16 protein-coding genes are annotated in these 16,234 nt (G+C 45.1%); 6 read left to right on the top strand and 10 right to left on the bottom strand.

Annotated elements, in window-relative coordinates; translation table 11 throughout:
* The first annotated feature begins 69 nt into the window (after positions 1 to 69).
* Positions 70 to 2,478, top strand: a complete 2,409-nt coding sequence (locus GKS34_RS09130) for a glycoside hydrolase family 95 protein (protein WP_240459249.1) — start codon at positions 70 to 72, stop codon at positions 2,476 to 2,478.
* A gap of 35 nt (positions 2,479 to 2,513) precedes the next feature.
* Here the strand turns inward: GKS34_RS09130 and GKS34_RS09125 are convergent, their stop codons facing one another.
* The 5 genes from GKS34_RS09125 to GKS34_RS09105 all read right to left on the bottom strand — a co-directional run bounded on the left by GKS34_RS09125 (position 2,514) and on the right by GKS34_RS09105 (position 5,240).
* Positions 2,514 to 2,705 carry a helix-turn-helix domain-containing protein gene (locus tag GKS34_RS09125; protein WP_240459248.1) on the bottom strand — a complete coding sequence of 64 codons (192 nt, stop codon included), beginning with the start codon at positions 2,703 to 2,705 and terminating at the stop codon, positions 2,514 to 2,516.
* A complete protein-coding gene (locus GKS34_RS09120) occupies positions 2,698 to 3,198 on the bottom strand; it encodes a hypothetical protein (protein WP_163384493.1) in 501 nt (166 codons plus the stop codon). Before GKS34_RS09120 ends, GKS34_RS09125 begins: the two co-directional genes overlap by 8 nt.
* Positions 3,195 to 4,346 (bottom strand): DUF4934 domain-containing protein, encoded by a 1,152-nt coding sequence (locus tag GKS34_RS09115; RefSeq protein ID WP_163384492.1) that lies wholly within the window; start codon positions 4,344 to 4,346, stop codon positions 3,195 to 3,197. The genes GKS34_RS09120 and GKS34_RS09115 overlap by 4 nt, the downstream gene beginning before the upstream one ends.
* 46 nt (positions 4,347 to 4,392) lie before the next feature.
* Entirely contained in the window at positions 4,393 to 4,917 is a 525-nt protein-coding gene (locus GKS34_RS09110) for a hypothetical protein (protein WP_163384491.1), read from the bottom strand.
* A 74-nt stretch (positions 4,918 to 4,991) separates the two neighbouring features.
* Positions 4,992 to 5,240 carry a hypothetical protein gene (locus GKS34_RS09105; RefSeq protein ID WP_163384490.1) on the bottom strand — a complete coding sequence of 83 codons (249 nt, stop codon included), beginning with the start codon at positions 5,238 to 5,240 and terminating at the stop codon, positions 4,992 to 4,994.
* 654 nt (positions 5,241 to 5,894) lie between these two features.
* On the opposite strand from GKS34_RS09105, the gene GKS34_RS09100 reads away from it, so the two are divergent.
* Together GKS34_RS09100 and GKS34_RS09095 are read left to right on the top strand one after the other, a co-directional pair.
* Positions 5,895 to 6,095, top strand: coding sequence for a hypothetical protein (locus tag GKS34_RS09100; RefSeq protein WP_163384489.1), 201 nt, complete (start codon positions 5,895 to 5,897; stop codon positions 6,093 to 6,095).
* On the top strand, positions 6,085 to 6,414 hold the full coding sequence (locus tag GKS34_RS09095) for a type II toxin-antitoxin system RelE/ParE family toxin (protein ID WP_163384488.1): 330 nt from the start codon (positions 6,085 to 6,087) through the stop codon (positions 6,412 to 6,414). Before GKS34_RS09100 ends, GKS34_RS09095 begins: the two co-directional genes overlap by 11 nt.
* Positions 6,415 to 6,793: 379 nt before the next feature.
* Here GKS34_RS09095 and GKS34_RS09090 read toward each other — a convergent pair whose 3' ends face one another.
* From GKS34_RS09090 to GKS34_RS09080, 3 genes are all read right to left on the bottom strand, one after another.
* Positions 6,794 to 7,003 (bottom strand): hypothetical protein, encoded by a 210-nt coding sequence (locus tag GKS34_RS09090; RefSeq protein ID WP_163384487.1) that lies wholly within the window; start codon positions 7,001 to 7,003, stop codon positions 6,794 to 6,796.
* A gap of 433 nt (positions 7,004 to 7,436) precedes the next feature.
* Entirely contained in the window at positions 7,437 to 9,077 is a 1,641-nt protein-coding gene (gene pafA / locus GKS34_RS09085) for an alkaline phosphatase PafA (RefSeq protein ID WP_163384486.1), read from the bottom strand.
* Between the two features lie 123 nt (positions 9,078 to 9,200).
* A complete protein-coding gene (locus GKS34_RS09080; protein ID WP_435380126.1) occupies positions 9,201 to 9,845 on the bottom strand; it encodes a carboxypeptidase-like regulatory domain-containing protein in 645 nt (214 codons plus the stop codon).
* Positions 9,846 to 9,992: 147 nt separating this feature from the next.
* On the opposite strand from GKS34_RS09080, the gene GKS34_RS09075 reads away from it, so the two are divergent.
* The 3 genes from GKS34_RS09075 (at position 9,993) to pruA (ending at position 12,786) form a co-directional block, all read left to right on the top strand.
* On the top strand, positions 9,993 to 10,376 hold the full coding sequence (locus GKS34_RS09075) for an ArsR/SmtB family transcription factor (protein ID WP_163384484.1): 384 nt from the start codon (positions 9,993 to 9,995) through the stop codon (positions 10,374 to 10,376).
* Between the two features lie 6 nt (positions 10,377 to 10,382).
* Complete coding sequence (locus GKS34_RS09070; protein ID WP_163384483.1) at positions 10,383 to 11,078, top strand: YjjG family noncanonical pyrimidine nucleotidase; 696 nt, start codon at positions 10,383 to 10,385, stop codon at positions 11,076 to 11,078.
* A 76-nt stretch (positions 11,079 to 11,154) separates the two neighbouring features.
* A complete protein-coding gene (gene pruA / locus GKS34_RS09065) occupies positions 11,155 to 12,786 on the top strand; it encodes an L-glutamate gamma-semialdehyde dehydrogenase (RefSeq protein ID WP_163384482.1) in 1,632 nt (543 codons plus the stop codon).
* 663 nt (positions 12,787 to 13,449) lie between these two features.
* Here the strand turns inward: pruA and GKS34_RS09060 are convergent.
* Positions 13,450 to 14,958, bottom strand: coding sequence for a glycoside hydrolase family 32 protein (locus tag GKS34_RS09060; RefSeq protein WP_163384481.1), 1,509 nt, complete (start codon positions 14,956 to 14,958; stop codon positions 13,450 to 13,452).
* Between the two features lie 22 nt (positions 14,959 to 14,980).
* Entirely contained in the window at positions 14,981 to 16,183 is a 1,203-nt protein-coding gene (locus GKS34_RS09055; protein WP_163384480.1) for a sensor histidine kinase, read from the bottom strand.
* Positions 16,184 to 16,234: the final 51 nt, after the last annotated feature.

The following is a 16,234-nucleotide window of genomic DNA, read 5'->3' as shown; positions in this document are numbered from 1 at the left end:
GGTTAAGTGATTTCCTTAAACTATTCATACTATTTTAGTAGTATGCAACATCATCAAAACCAACCCAAAATGCGACAGCTTCTTCTACTGCTAATCATCAGCATGACTCCCCTTGCTGGCAACTGCCAAATGGTGGGTAATGAAATAAGCAACTCACCAAGGATGGAACTTTGGTATACTTCCCCTGCCGACGCATGGCTGGAAGCCCTTCCCATTGGCAATGGGAGATTGGGTGCCATGGTGTATGGAGGGCTGCAGGAGGAACGTGTTCAGCTCAATGAGGAAAGCCTTTGGGCCGGTATGCCGGAAGACCCGTACCCCGAAAACGTACGCCAGCATTACGCTGAATTTCAGCGGCTGAATCTGGAAGGAAACTACCAGGAGGCCCTGGACTACGCCATGGAATATCTGGCCGTCTCCCCTACCTCCATACGTTCCTATGAGCCTCTGGGTGAATTGTATATTTCATTTGACCATCAAAAATCGGTGGATCACTACCGAAGGTCACTTGATATGGAAACGGGCCTGGTTACTGCTACCTATTCCATAGCAGGGAAAAGGTACCGCAGAGAGGCTTTTTCCTCCAACAAATACAATGTCATTTTTTACCGCTTTGAGAGCCTGGATGGAGCACCTGTAAGCAGCACGATTCGTTTTAAACGGGAGAAAGACATCGTCCAACACATAGGAGAAGAAGAAATTCTTTTCGTGGACGGACAGGTATTTGATGATCCCGATGGGTACGATGACAACGTGGGCGGTTCCGGAACGCCTGGACATCACATGAAGTTTTCTTCCCAAATCGCAGCCGTTTTAGATAATGGAACGATACGCGGAAATGAAAAAACGTTTACCATCGAAAACAGTACCGGGTATACCCTGATCCTAAGTGCGGCAACGGATTACAATCTAGCAAAGCTGAATTTTGACAGAGACATAAACGCAAAAGCAACTGCTTTACAACTACTGGAAGAAGCAAAAGCAACCCGGTACGAGACAGCCCGGGAATTGCATGTTTCTGAGCACAGTGACATGTTTAACCGGGTTACGCTTTCCTTAGGCAGCCCGCATCGGGACAGCCTTCCGACCGACAAGCGGCTGGAACAAGTGCGGGAAGGTACGAATGACAACCACATCACGGAATTGTTTTTTCAATACGGAAGGTACCTCCTGATGGGAAGTTCTGTCAACAGGGCTGTTCTTCCTGCCAACTTACAGGGTATCTGGAACAAGGAAATGTGGGCTCCCTGGGAATCGGATTTTCACCTGAACATCAATCTTCAGATGAATTACTGGCCTGCTGACCTGACCAATTTATCCGAGTCCTTTGTTCCACTATCCAACTTTATGGTAAAATTAGCGGAAAACGGCAGCACTACCGCAAAGAATTTTATTGGCTCCTCTGGCTGGATGGCCCATCATGTAAGCAATCCGTTTGGAAGAACTACGCCCTCGGGCTCGACCAAGGAATCTCAAGTCACCAATGGCTATTCCAACCCCCTTGCAGGTGCCTGGATGTCCCTTTCCTTATGGAGGCATTATGAATTTACCCAGGATCGAGATTATTTAAAAGAAACGGCCTACCCGGTTATTGCCGGTGCCGCCCGATTTATTTTAGACTTTCTGAAAGAGAATGATAAAGGGGAACTGGTCACGTCTCCTTCCTACTCACCGGAGAACGCCTATATAGATCCAACTACCGGTAAACCTACAAGAAACACTATTGCTGCCAGCATTGACATTCAAATAATAAATGACATCTTCAAGGCCTGCCTGGAAGCAGAGGAAATCCTGGGAGTGCAGCAATTGACAGCGGAAATCGAAAAAGCAAGCGCTAAATTACCCCCAATAAAAATTGGCAAAGACGGCACCCTTCAGGAGTGGTACGAGGACTATGAGGAGGCAGAGCCGGGCCACCGGCACATGTCTCACCTTTACGCCTTGTATCCGTCCAATCAAATCACCGCAGCAACACCCGAATTGTTCAAGGCGGCCGAAAAAACCATCGAAAGACGACTGGCCTTTGGTGGCGGCGGACAAACCGGCTGGAGCAGGGCCTGGATTATCAATTTTTATGCTCGTTTACAGCAGGGAGACGAGGCCCTGGATCACATCCACCAAATGATGGCCACCCAACTGGCTCCCAATATGTTTGATTTGCTGGGAAAGATTTTCCAGATTGAGGGCAATTTTGGGGCCACAGCAGGCATTGCCGAAATGCTCCTGCAGTCGCATGAGGAAGGAATCATCCGCTTATTACCGGCATTACCTGAAGCATGGGCTACGGGCCAGGTAACCGGACTGAAAGCACGAGGGAATTTTGAGGTAAGTATGGAATGGGAAGCTGGCAAACTGAAAAAAGCGACTATTCTGGCGCTGAGCGGGGGCAAAACCAAGGTGCTTTATAAAGGTAAGGAATGGATTATAGACCTAAAAAAAGAGGAGTCGGAGTCGCTCTTTCCGGAATTTGAGGACTAGGAGGAGGTAAGGGTGAAGTGCTGATCCATTTCAATTTATTGGAAAGTTAATCCAATTTTCTTATTTAGCCCCTGTTCAAAAATTCGTATCAAAGTCGATAGTTGTATATTCCCTTTTCCATTTTCAAGTTTAGAAATATAGCTTTTCTTCGTCCCTGCCTTCTCAGCCAACTTTTCCTGAGTCAGGTTTGCTAATGGATCAACCGTTTGGTTTACCCCATTATTCATTGGTCAGTGCATCAAGCCTCTCCTGAAAGTTGGGGAAGGAGGGATTTCCCATTTCTACTTTGCGATCATCTTTTAGCAAAAATGAAATAAAGGATACCTCCCCGATACCGTTCGCTTTATAAAATTCCTTATTCGGGTCGTGAATTACGGGGTGCGAAAAATTGTTCTCTCTCAATTGCCGGATCAATTTGGAAGAGTCTTTTTCTGAGATATAGAAAAGGAAGGCCACCTCCTTGTTGTTAGATATCGCAGGTTGCCAGTCCAGAGTTGTTATGGACCGGCCGACTTTATTCATATACACGGCAACTTTGTATTTGCTGTCAAACCAGCTGGTATCAAATTTAATGGAATCGCTTGGCTCAATTACGGTTAAATCGGTAAGGAAAACCATCTGTTGTCCGTCCTTGCTGGATTTGTTTGAATTACAGCTCATAGTTAGGATCAAAAGAAAGCAAAAACAGGCGCGGTTTACGATCAAATAGTTGGTTTTCATTGGGTATTGGTTTTAGCATTGAATTCTAGGTTGGAATAGATCAAAACAGGATTGTCCTGATTTTCAAGTTTTTTTAATGCAGATTTCACGACTTGGTTTCCGTCAAAAAATGCCGCATTCCGGATCAGATTTAGCGGATGGGCTGAAAAAACGATTTTGTCCGAACCCGTTATTGCCACAGGATGCTTAAAAATATCCCCCCAGCCTTCCTCCAGTTTATTTTTTATAGGTTTATTTGAATGTTGATACATTATCAGGTGATAGGATTGGCTACTACTCTCTTTTTGGAATTGGATACCGGTCAGGGAAATGGCTTTGTTTTCAAAATGATGGCGGATACTAAAGAAACCATCCGCATTTAATTGTTCAAAAGTCACCATCATATCCCTGTCCAATAGGTCCGAAGGAAAATTATAGTTTCCAAAATCCAGAATGTATTTGCATGTTAGTTTTTCTGATGTGAGCTCATAGATGCGGTTATTAAAGGATTCAACAAGAAATACGTTTTCATCCATCCCATAAAGATTCCTTTCAATCATGGGTACCATCTTCCCGGAATAATCATTCTTCAAGAATCCTTCAATTGTATTCCCTTCCAAATCTATTTTCGAAAGCCGGTATTCAGCAAGCGGGTAATTGTAACTTGAGTAAACATAGTAATGGCCATTATTTTTTTCAAAGGAAAAACCTATAACATCCAGCTGTACCGTTTCAATGATATTTCGATCCGCTATAGCAACCACCACTGCCTCTGAATAGGAACCCTTTCCCACCAAAAGTTCTACGCCTTTTTCAGATACTGTAAAGTCATAAATCCTATTGACCTGTCCTGGGCCTTCTCCGGTACTGATTATTTCACCCAGATACCGGCCACTGTGGTCAAATTGGTGCACCGCATCTCTGATTTCTTCATCAAAAACAAAAATAAAATCAGGAGTGAACTTTACCTTTAGATTGTCGGATAAAAAATTATTCCCAGTCGTCTCCAGAGGAACTATTTTGTCAATTTTATAAGGCAGGGCAATTATTTCTAAATCTTGAAACAGAATATGCTGGCTTTCCTCACCTTCAATTGTATAAGTGACAGGCTTTTCACAGGCGGCTAAAAAAATAATGAACACAAAAATGCTGTAATGTCGATTTATCATAGTAAGTGCTTTAAAATCAAATCGCTTCATCTAGCCTATCACCTGCCTATTCTGTGAGTAGCGAACCCTCCGGCAGGGCAAAGGCAACAACATTGGGCTCCTCATCTACGGTGAGTCCATAGATGATGCCATTGTCTTCATCCACAGTAAATCCGGTTAGCGGGTAGTCTAGCGAATACTGATTTAAAATTTTTCCATGGTAATCAAAGACGAACACCCTGTTCAGTTTGTCCGGATCACTGATGTTTCGAAAGCTTTTGCCCAGGTGAAGCCCGTATGTTCGTTCTTTCCCGGTACTGCGGATGTATTTTTCGGATTGTATGTCAAGGATATGCAAAAGATCCCCATTGCTTCTCTCACTTACCACCAGGTAATCTCCCAAACACAAAATATTTCTCGGGTTTGTTATGTTGGGGAAATTGTATTTTTTCCCGACCAAGGCTATCGGATCCGGAAGATCCTTTTCATCAAAAACAACGATTTCTTCGATTTCGTTTTCATCCGATGCGGGAGAACAGGCAAAGCCTAAAGCGAAAAATCCAGCTAGAAGGGTTAATTTATTGCGCATCATTTCTTGAGAATTGATTTCAAAATCAAGTTGAAAGGGAGTAGGACATCTTTGAAGCGTACTCCATTAAAAGTTAGTTAAATACAGGTATCATCATTTGGAACCCAAATGGAGTCTGCAAATTTCAACCCAATTGGGTGCGGACAGGAGTCATTCCACGAGCAACATACCCCTCCATATTCATTAGAACCCGCAATCGCCTTCTCCAACGCCAGTTCCTTTTCTGAAAACGGTGCCTCGGTACCGCTAACTCCAAACTGCCAGCCAGCAGCATACATGCTACAGCCCCAAAAACTGCCATTCCTTTTTTTGAATGGTGAATCCATTGCCTTACATCTTTATTCGAGATCAAGTAAAACCGTAAATTCGCAATATAATACGGTAATTAACTGATTACAAGCCGGTAAAGCCTGTCAGGTTTGTGAACATCAGGTAAAACATTGATTGACTGTCATTTAAATTGATAAAAAAACGAGGCCCTCAACTATTCTTTTAAAAAATGCTGAAAAAAATTACAACTAATCTGTTTTAAAGCGTATACGTAGGATTTAGGTTGAATTAAATTTCATGTGTTGATAATTGTCTTTTAGTGGCCACATGGAATCTCGCATGGCTTATAATCATCCCAGTGTGTGACGGGTACGTCATGCTCGATTTCATGTAAAAAGAAATTTGATTCGATCTCCGATCCGGCTAAAAGTGGAGCGTCAGGTCCGGATTTTTTTGAAATATAGCCAATCGGGGACGAGATTGCGATTGCTTATTTTAGGTTCGAATAGGTTGTGTTTTAACATTGTTCCGTCCGGTAACTGGTTGTCACGGCTTTATAGGAATGTACCTTGACTGCTGACTATTGGGCTTCCATTTCCGATTTTAGTGTTTTCTGACTATTTTCGTTCCTAACATTATGTCCCACTTGCCCGTATATCTAAACTAGTTGCGGCTAGGAGTAAACATAAAGCCAACGGATTAATAAAAAAATGAAGCAGCTTACGATCAATATCGCAGACAATAAATTTGACGTTTTCCTGGAGTTTATCAAGACCCTGGATTATGTGAAGGTAGCAGATGACGAAGAAAAGGCATTGGAGGAACTTCAAAATAGTCTGATCCAGGTCAAACTTATGAAGGAAGGGAAGCTCCCCAAGCAATCGGCCGAAGACTTCCTCAATGAGCTATAAGGTAATCCCCACACCTAATTTTAAAAAGTTGGCTAAAAAACTGGCCAAAAAGTATCCCTCCCTAAAAACTGACTTACAGTATTTAATTGAGACCTTGGTCGAAAATCCTGCATCCGGAACCCCTCTTGGACATAACCTCTATAAGATTCGGATGAAGATATCCTCAAAAAATAGAGGGAAGTCTGGTGGAGCCAGAGTGATTACTTTTCTTGTAACCGATGACCAGGAAGTTTATTTGCTACACATCTACGACAAGAGTCAACTTGAAAATCTGACTAAAGACCAGCTGGTCGATCTGCTCAAAAACGCTGGGCTGTAAAAAAACGTTAAACCTTTTTCTGAAACTCGTTGACTTTTTTACTAAACTACCTGGAACTCAACTTCAAATTGGTATCCCAATGCCTTTTAATGTTCCTACTGTCCGTCGGGGCACCTTTTCTTCATACCTTACTCAATCATGGTTTAGCTCCCCGTGAATCGGTTCCTCACTGGCTCAAGTCAGGTTCAACCCCATTCGGGGTTTGAGGGTATGGTCGTCCACAAGCAGTGGGCTGCACCCACGGTTAGTGTTATTTAGGCCCTTCAGGCCTGCATTTACTGAGAGAATCATTAATCATCTAAAACGGCATTTTCAAAAACTATTATTTCTTTCGCCCAATCCTATTCAAATGAATTCCAAAATTGTTTATCGACAAAGATCACCTAATCGGCTCCGAAGCCTGAGGGGCTTCAATAAAAATAACCCCGGGCGAAACCCGGGGTCTATGAGCCGTTAAATCCTGCCCCCAACCCCGCAGTGGGTTGAACCACCGCTTGCAGCTCAACACGGGTTGTTGCCATCTTGTCTCCTCTGCCGATCTGGGATCGGTTGCCTCCTCCGTCTGCTGGAGGGAATTTTTACTATCCATGCAATTCAGGTTAAAGCATAAACGAACGAATTAGCTTAACCCCAATTTCATATAACAAGGCGCTTTTTGAACCGACCGCTGCTCCGGAAAAAGTGGAGAATAATTGGCTTCTTGGTTTTTGATTGATTCAATTTCTTAACATACTGTTGAACTATCTTTTGGGAACGAAAAAATCCCTCCCAACTTTGGTCGGGATACGCTTAAACCATAAGAGAAAGGGAGACTTACTTAGGTACCTATCAATAAACCAACCTATTAACTAGTGGAAACCATCGAAAAAATCCCCCTGCCCCCTTTAAAAAAGGGGGATTTCATCAACGGTCGGATTTCTAGGTACGTAAATGCCAGCCCGCTTTCGTACACTGTCGGCAGCATTGACATTTACTAACCGTTCCTATTAAACTTATAGATACCAAATCCCCCTTATAACCAATCATTTTGCATCCAAAATCTCGCCAATCGGCTGACCGGAAGCTCCATTGGGGAGCCTGGTTTTTAGCAGCAGGGCCAGCGTGGGGGCAATATCGGTGATGGTGGCATAGCGGCTGCTGCTTCCAGCCGGAACGCCCCAACCGTAAAATACAATCGGCACATGGGTATCATAGGTATAACCCGTGCCATGGGTGGTGCCCCGGACGGAATTGGTCAGCCAGGCCGGCTCCAGAATGACCAGTACATCCCCGGAAGCCTTGTGGTTGAAGCCCATCTGCAGCAAATGCTTTCTTCCATGGTTGTATTCCAATCGCTTCAAGTCCTCCGCTGTGTAGGTTTCCTTGATCCCGTCAAAGCGCAGGAGGAAATCGGCCACTTCTTTTTGCATGTCGGCCAGCACCAGGCCCTTCTCTTTAGCCAGCTCCCGGTTTAAGAATACCTGCTCGTTGGAGTAATTGGAAATCCAGTCTCCCTCCCCGAATTGCTGATTGGTAAATCCTTTTAATTGGGTTAGCACAAAACGGGTGTCCAAACTTCCTGCGGCCACCCGTTCACTCTGCATGTAACGGACCACATCCGCTACGCCGTGATCTGCCGTCAGGAACACCAGGTATTCCCCCTCGCCGATCTCCCGGTCCAGGTAATCAAAAAATTCCGCCAATTCCCGGTCCAGGCGTAGGTAATTGTCCTCCACCTCTACCGAAGAGGGGCCAAACCGGTGTCCGATATAATCGGTAGAAGAAAAACTCATCGCCAGAAAGTCCGTCTCTCCTCTTTTGCCCAATTGCTCCCCTTCCAGAGCGGCATAGGCCAGGTCCAGGGTGAGGGTATTGCCATAGGGAGTGGTGCTGATCAGGCCCAGTCCTCCATTATCCTCCGTCAAAGCGGGCAGATCATAGGGAAAAGTAGGTGATTCCATGCCGATGAAGGGCGATTCAAACACATTGTCATCCGCTGCCCCCTGCACATAGGTTTCTACCGGAAATAGTGGTTCCCAGGTTTGGGACAAATACTTCTGAGGCAATTTTCTGTCGTTAAAGGCCTTGGCCCAATCCGGCAAGGCATCGTAGTAATAGGTGGACGTCATGAATTCCCCGGTTTTGGCATCGTACCAGTAGGCATCCCCCATGTGTCCGGCTGGCAAGGCCGCCCCTCGATCCTTAATGGCGATCCCAACCACTTTCGATCGCTTTCCGGTAGCAAACATGAGTTCGTCCGTAATGGTACTGCTCAATAGGTTTCGCGGGGAAATTTCGCCGCTTGAAGCGGTGCCTGCTACTCCTGTAACGGTACTGTCCTCTGCACAATAAATCGTTCTTCCCAATGACCGCACATACCAATCATTACCAATGATGCCATGGGTAGCCGGGGTAGTGCCCGTGTACACAGAAGCATGTCCCGGGCCGGTATACGTAGGAATATAGTTATAATGCCCATTTTCCATCACAAAGCCGGATTTCAACAGGCGCTTAAAACCGTTTTCCACAAACCTGTCCTGGTAGCGGTAAAAATATTCCTGACGCATTTGATCCACCACGATCCCAACGACCAGTTTGGGTCGTTGCAAAGAACCTGATTCCTCTTCCTGGGCAAACCCGACTTGAGAAAGGATCAATAATCCCAGAACAACTATTTTTTTCATAATGCTATTGGTTTCTGATTTGCGCAAATATACCGTATTGCTCCTTCAAGAAAAGCATGAAAAGAGCTGCAATTCCAAAAATTAGGATTAGCGGCTTGAAAGTCATTCAAAGCGAAGCCGGAATCAATCCCTGTTTTTCAGGTCTCCGTTTTTAATGGATCTGATAAATTCTGCCCAGGCAAAGGGATTAAGCAAAGGCAATGGCCTTGGGCCGTACCTGTCCAGGGTCTGCTGGGTCTGCTGGTTGGTGAATTGCCTGAAATTCTCGTTTCCGGAGGCGGGCATTTCTTCTGCCCAACGCAGAAGTAATTGGGGACTTAGGTTACCCCGGTTTAATGGCGGCTCTGCATCGATATTAACTGCGAGGATGGCGTTTTTAAACTCCTCTTCTGTAGGATAGGGCATCACCTGAACTTCCTGCAAGGCAATTTCATCCTCTACCATGGTCAAAATATAACTTAATTTATCTTCTTCGATATTCTCGGGAATGGTGATGGTCTGCCTTTTGAGGCCGATAAAAGAAAACACCACACTATCCCCAGCCAACACCGGCATGGAAAAATACCCAAACCGATTACTGCTGGTACCTCTTCCCTTTTTGGGCACGTAAATGTTCACCCCTGGAATGGCAATAGTACTATCAGCATTAAGAATGACCCCCGAAAGCTGTACCACTTTCTGTTCCGGGGCATCCTGAGCCTGGGCTTGTAAGGTTATTCCTACATAACCTATGCAAAATAGAAATAGTATTTTTATCGATAGTTTCACGCGATTCATTTTTCCTTTGGCCTGCTTCTATACATTACGACAAGAATCCAGGCCTGTTTAGTAACAAAGTCAATGTTTTTACGATAATAAGAGAAAAACCCCTGAATTCATTAACTTCAATCCGTTTAATTTGTTAAAGTTAATTAAATGCGGCTAAAAAACATAAGTTTAAACTACGGGATGCGCGTCTTCAAGGCCCTCTCAGAGGAGCCAAGAGTGCGAATCCTCCATTTGCTGATACAAAATAAGGAATTGTGTATCTCGGACCTGGAGCACATTCTGGATTTTACCCAGACGAAAACAAGCCGACATGTAACCTATTTAAAACATGCTGGTTTAATAGGAAGCAGAAAAAACGACCAATGGACCTTCTACTACATTCTTGAGGAAGCCCAGGAAGTGCTGGGGCAGATCTTGAAGTTTATCCAGAAAGATCAAAACTTATTGCGAGATCAGGAAATATACGATATCCTTTACTCCAACCGGGAATTGGCCAAAAACAAAATTGATAACAACCTGTACCGAAAGTAACTTTCCATGAAAGCCTACCGACACCTACTTTTTGACCTGGATCATACCTTATGGGATTATGACAGCAATGTCAGAGAGTCCCTTACTGAATTATATACTCAGCACCGACTGGCGGATCTGGGCGGATCAAACTTCGAAGTATTTTTTGATGCCTTTCAAGCGACCAATCTCGAACTTTGGGATCAGTTTAACAGTGGCAAGGTAGATAGAGGTCAACTACGGGCCATCCGGTTTCAGAAGGTTTTTACAAAAGCACGGCTTTCCACGGCCCTTATTCCCCGATCCCTGGAAGACGATTTTATAAGCCTTACCTCTTCCAAGACAAAAGTAATAGATCAGGCAGTGGAAATGCTGCAATACCTGGGAGAAAAATATGATCTACACATTGTCACCAATGGGTTTAACGAGAGCCAATATGCCAAATTAAAGGCCTCTGACCTCGAAAGGTTTTTCAAGATAATCGTTACTTCCGAAAGTTCGGGGTTCCGGAAACCCGATCAACGGATTTTTGCCCATACCCTGAGGGAAATTGGCACGGAATCTAAAGATTGCCTGATGATCGGGGATAATCCCAATTCAGATATCCTGGGGGCTAGAAATGCCTTCATCGATCAGGTTCATTTTAATCCCGAAAATGTTAAAAGCCCGGTTCAAGCAACTTTTACTATCCGACACTTGTCAGAACTAAAGACCTTCTTGTGAACCCTACGCTGCAGCAGTTCGTTGATAATGTGAATTCCTGATAAAACCATTTCTTTTAACAAAACATCTAAATTTTATGCTTAAAGGCTTTTTTACCGTACCCGAACCGACCAATGAACCCGTTAAAACCTACGCCCCGGGATCTGCAGAAAGAGCTTCCCTTCAGGAAGCTATTCGGACTGCACGGTCTCAGGTAAAGGACATTCCCATGTATATTGGGAGTGAAGAGATCCGGACCGAAAATACCCAACCCCTTCATCCTCCACATGACCACGGGCATGTGTTGGGGCACTTTCATGAAGGAGACAAGGGCCATGTTACCCAGGCGGTAAATGCAGCATTAGGGGCGAAACCAGCCTGGGAAAACATGCATTGGGAACAGAGGGCGGCAATTTTTCTTAAAGCAGCGGATTTGCTTTCAGGCCCCTACCGGGACCAGATTAATGCCGCCACCATGCTGGGGCAGTCCAAAAATGCATACCAGGCAGAAATCGATGCCGCTTGCGAGTTGATCGACTTTTTGCGGTTCAACGTGAAATTTATGACCGAAATCTACGCGCAGCAACCGCCTATCAGCGGTACCGGCGTATGGAACCGGACCGAACATCGGCCATTGGAAGGATTTGTTTTTGCCATTACTCCCTTTAATTTTACGGCCATTGCCGGTAACTTGCCGACTGCACCTGCCATGATGGGCAATACCGTCGTATGGAAACCGGCGCATACACAGATTTATGCTGCTCATGTGTTGATGCAGGTGTTTAAGGAAGCGGGTGTTCCGGATGGGGTAATCAACCTGATTTACGTAGATGGACCAGATGCGGGAGAAGTCATTTTTTCGCATCCCGATTTTGCAGGGTTACATTTTACCGGTTCCACTGGTGTATTCCAACATCTATGGAAAACCATTGGGCAAAATATCTCGCGCTACAAATCTTACCCCAGAATCGTGGGGGAAACAGGCGGAAAGGACTTTGTCATTGCCCACAAGTCGGCCGATCCGAAGGCAGTAGCCACGGCACTTAGTCGAGGGGCCTTTGAATACCAGGGGCAAAAATGCAGTGCCGCTTCCCGCGCCTACATTCCCGCCAATCTATGGGAAGAGGTAAAACGTTTTTTGTTGGCAGACTTGGCGTCTATGAAAATGGGAGGAACAGAAGATTTTGGGAATTTCATCAATGCCGTAATTGACGAAAAAGCGTTCGATAAAATCAGCGGGTACATCGAAGAAGCAAAAAAATCACCCAACGTGGAGCTGATAGCTGGTGGAAATTACGACAAGTCCAAGGGTTACTTTATAGAACCCACGGTACTTTTGGTTCAGGATCCGCTGTATAAAACCATGGTAGAGGAGATCTTCGGTCCCGTATTAACCCTCTACGTGTATCAGGGAGATCATTTTGAAGAAGCCCTTGAACTGGTGGATCAGACCTCACCTTATGCACTTACCGGAGCTGTATTTTCCAGGGATCGCTATGCCATCGAGTTGGCCACCACCAAACTGCGCCATGCAGCAGGCAATTTCTACATCAATGACAAGCCTACCGGTGCCGTAGTAGGTCAACAGCCCTTTGGAGGTGCCAGGGCTTCTGGTACCAATGATAAGGCAGGCTCCATGGTCAACCTGCTGCGCTGGGTTTCCCCCAGAACCATTAAGGAAACTTTTGTTAGTGCAACAGACTATCGTTATCCCTTTCTGGGGGAATGATAAAAGGAATTAGTTCACGTGGCGACCGCAGCGGATACGTGGCGGGTGCTGCGTGAAATCTATTAGTATTCCCTTACGGTAAATGCTAATCTTTACCCCCTCTGCGACTCTTTATTTAAGACGGTGTCAACGAAGAGGAGATTGGGATGGATGCCCAGATGATTGCCCTTTCAGGTGATAACCCATTTGTTTCGGAACGTACTAGCTCCCACCTATTGTACTAACCTGAGTTCGATTTTAATAGATGGCAAATTGGTTTTTTTGAACGGTTGTGTATTTGATTCCGGGCTTTTTGGAAAAAAATGTTCAACCCACTTTGGGGTTGCTGGAAGGATAGATTGGCTCATAAACCCCGGGTTTCGCCCGGGGTTATTATTGTTGAAGCCCTGCAGGCTTCGGAGTTGAATAGGAGCTTGTTTCTTGGGAAGTGATTTGGGACTTCACTGGTTTGATTGGGCTCAATTTGCATTAATCATTCTAGACACCTTTCATGGTCGTTTTTAATTCCCATAAAGACTCCAGGCCTGAAGGGCCTGAACAACAATAACCGTGGGTGCAACCTGCGGAAAGCTAACAAAAACGAACCTCCAACCCCGGACGGGGTTGAACCTTTTTACGGAACATAGATCGAACTTAGGTTACTATTCTATTAACGAACTCAGGTTACCAAATGGACTGCAGGTAGTGCAACCGGTTTTCGTCAGCAAAGCCCTTCAATTCGACTTGAGTGTACCTATGCTCTGGAAACAGCAGGTCCGTCATCACCAGCTCTCCGTCATTGATGAAAACCTCGATGGAAGACCGGTCCAGATAAATACGGAGATTCTGAACCGTTAGTTCCCCCAGCGGTGCCTGGTGTCGAGCTGGAAAACGTTCGTTGAAATCCACCAGTCCCGATTGCGTCCTGTCCAGCAATAGCGTGTCGTCCTCTTTTGCCAGAATTACCTGTTCTCCTTCGGAATTATGGAAGACGAGTCTAAAATCTTCCTCAACAGGAGACAGTTCGAGTTCAACCAGTTCTTCCTCCAGCGAAATCGTATCTCCGGAGATGTCATGGCTGCTTTTTCGTAATTTTTGCAATTCTTTTACCGGCCGGGAAGCGAGGTGCCATTCCGGTGATTTGCCCCAAAGGGATAACTCCCGAGGAAGGGTAGTAGCAGATCGCCATACATCGGTAGGCACAACATTGGCATACAACCAGTTGCTCATCCATCCAATAAACAACTTCCTTCCGTCTGAAGTGGGAATATTGGACCAGGTCACGCCGGCATAATTATCTGCCCCGTAGTCCAGCCACTGTATTTCGTTTTGATCGGTGGAAAAGGTTTGTCCGTCAAAATCTCCTATAACATATTGTGTAGCAGAGCCTCCATTCGGTCCTCCGGGATTAATGCTAACCAGTAATACCCATTTTTCCTGACCATCGGGGGTCGTCAAGGGGAAAAGGTCGGGGCATTCCCAAACGCCTCCATAAGCTGCCCAGGGAGGATTAAAGTCACTTTCATACTCCCATTGGAGTAAGTCATCAGAGGAATAAAAACTGATTTTGTCTTTTACCGCCAGGGACATGATCCACTTATCCTGGCCAGAAACCTGCATCTTACTCACCTTCGGATCCCGAAAATCCTGTATACCCGGATTATCCAAAACCGGATTACCCTTGTATTTTTCCCATGTCCGGCCCTTGTCCAGGCTAAAAGCAATCCCCTGTGTTTGGAAATCATCCCTTCCGGCATCGGCTCCTACCGGATCGTGGTAGGTATAAATCGCTACCAGCGGAGGATTATCCTTCGTTCCCAAACCGCTCGTATTTTCAGCATCTAAAACCGCAGATCCGGAAAATATCCATCCCAGTTCATCCGGTTCCAGCGCTACAGGTAGTTGCTCCCAATGAACCAGGTCGGTAGATATGGCATGTCCCCAATGCATGGGACCCCAGACGGTGCTATCCGGATAGTATTGATAGAATAGGTGGTATTCTCCATCGAAATACACCATGCCGTTGGGATCATTCATCCAGTTGGCCTTGGGACTGAAGTGATATTGAGGCCTGTGTGGCTCCTGATAGTTACTTTCGGAAGGTTCTGAAACTGTTTCCGAATGATTGGTTTGGCAAGAAAAGACCGAAAAAAGGGTCCAGGCAAATGCGATATATTTTACCAGATGTTTCATTGGCCTTTTGTATAATTTTGGGTCATTCTTCGGAATCCCTCACACCGTGCAATACAATTCGAAACGTGGTACCTTTACCCAATTCGGAAGCATTTACAAAAACTCTTCCGTTATGGTATCCTTCAATAATTCGTTTAGCCAGGGTTAGTCCCAGCCCCCAACCTCGTTGACGCGTAGTGAAGCCCGGATTGAATACCTTGGTAAACATTTTCTTTTCCATGCCTTTACCCGTATCGCTGATATCAATAAAAACATATTTTTCGCTTTCCTTCACGATGTTTATCCGAATGGCTCCCTGCCCTTTCATGGCATCTACTGCATTTTTACAAATATTCTCTATTACCCATTCGAACAAAGAGCGGTTCATTTGAGCGTAAATGTTTTCCGCATGAGAATTGAGTTCCATGCTTACTTTACTGGAAATCCGTGGTCTAAGATAACTAATAGCATCGTCTACTACCTGGTACACATTCTCCGCTTTAATCACCGGGGTGCTACCAATATTGCTGAACCTCTCGGTTACCATGCTTAACTTACGGGTATCCTTTTCTAGTTCCGTGATCACTTCCTGGTTTTCCTCAAAAACCGGAGAGTTTTTTAGGTAATCAACCCATGCCATCAGTGAGGCCAAAGGGGTGCCCAACTGATGGGCTGTTTCCTTGGTCAGTCCCGCCCAAAGCCGGTTTTGTTCGGCAACTTTGCTTTGATTAAAAAAGGCATAGGCAAGTACACCAAAGACCAAAATAACCGATAGCTGAACATAGGGATAATATTGCAGTCGGGTGAGTAAGTCTGAATTGCGGTAGAAAATAAAGGCGTCATCGGATAGCCGGATCGGCTCGTAGAGGTTCTTCATAGCCGCCAATTCTTCGAAAAGCTGATCTCTTTTTTCCGCTTCTGTGCTATTTTTCCTAAACTGGACGTTTTTGTACTCAATGGGTTCCCCGTCGGCATTGACGGTGATGACAGGAATAGATTTGTTTTCCTGAATTATAACCTGGAAAATAAAGGTAAGGTTATCGGAATTGACAGAGGCATACTCCAGTGCTTCCGCATACAAATCTACCTGCCGCTTCTCCCTGATTTTGAGTTCTTCTACCAGGGTATTGGTATAGTAGATGGAACCCAATCCGATAATGATGGAAAAGGCGAATACCCCCCATTTTACTTTTCCCCTATTTTGATAAAGGTCCAGTGAGGCCAGGTCTTGAAATTTGTTTTTCATTATTAAACGTATCTCCCAACTTAAAGAAGTTCATTATCAGAAACAATAGAT

The organism is Cyclobacterium jeungdonense, from assembly GCF_010994275.1.
Lineage (GTDB): Bacteria > Bacteroidota > Bacteroidia > Cytophagales > Cyclobacteriaceae > Cyclobacterium > Cyclobacterium jeungdonense.
This window is presented reverse-complemented; position numbering and strand designations above follow the sequence as displayed.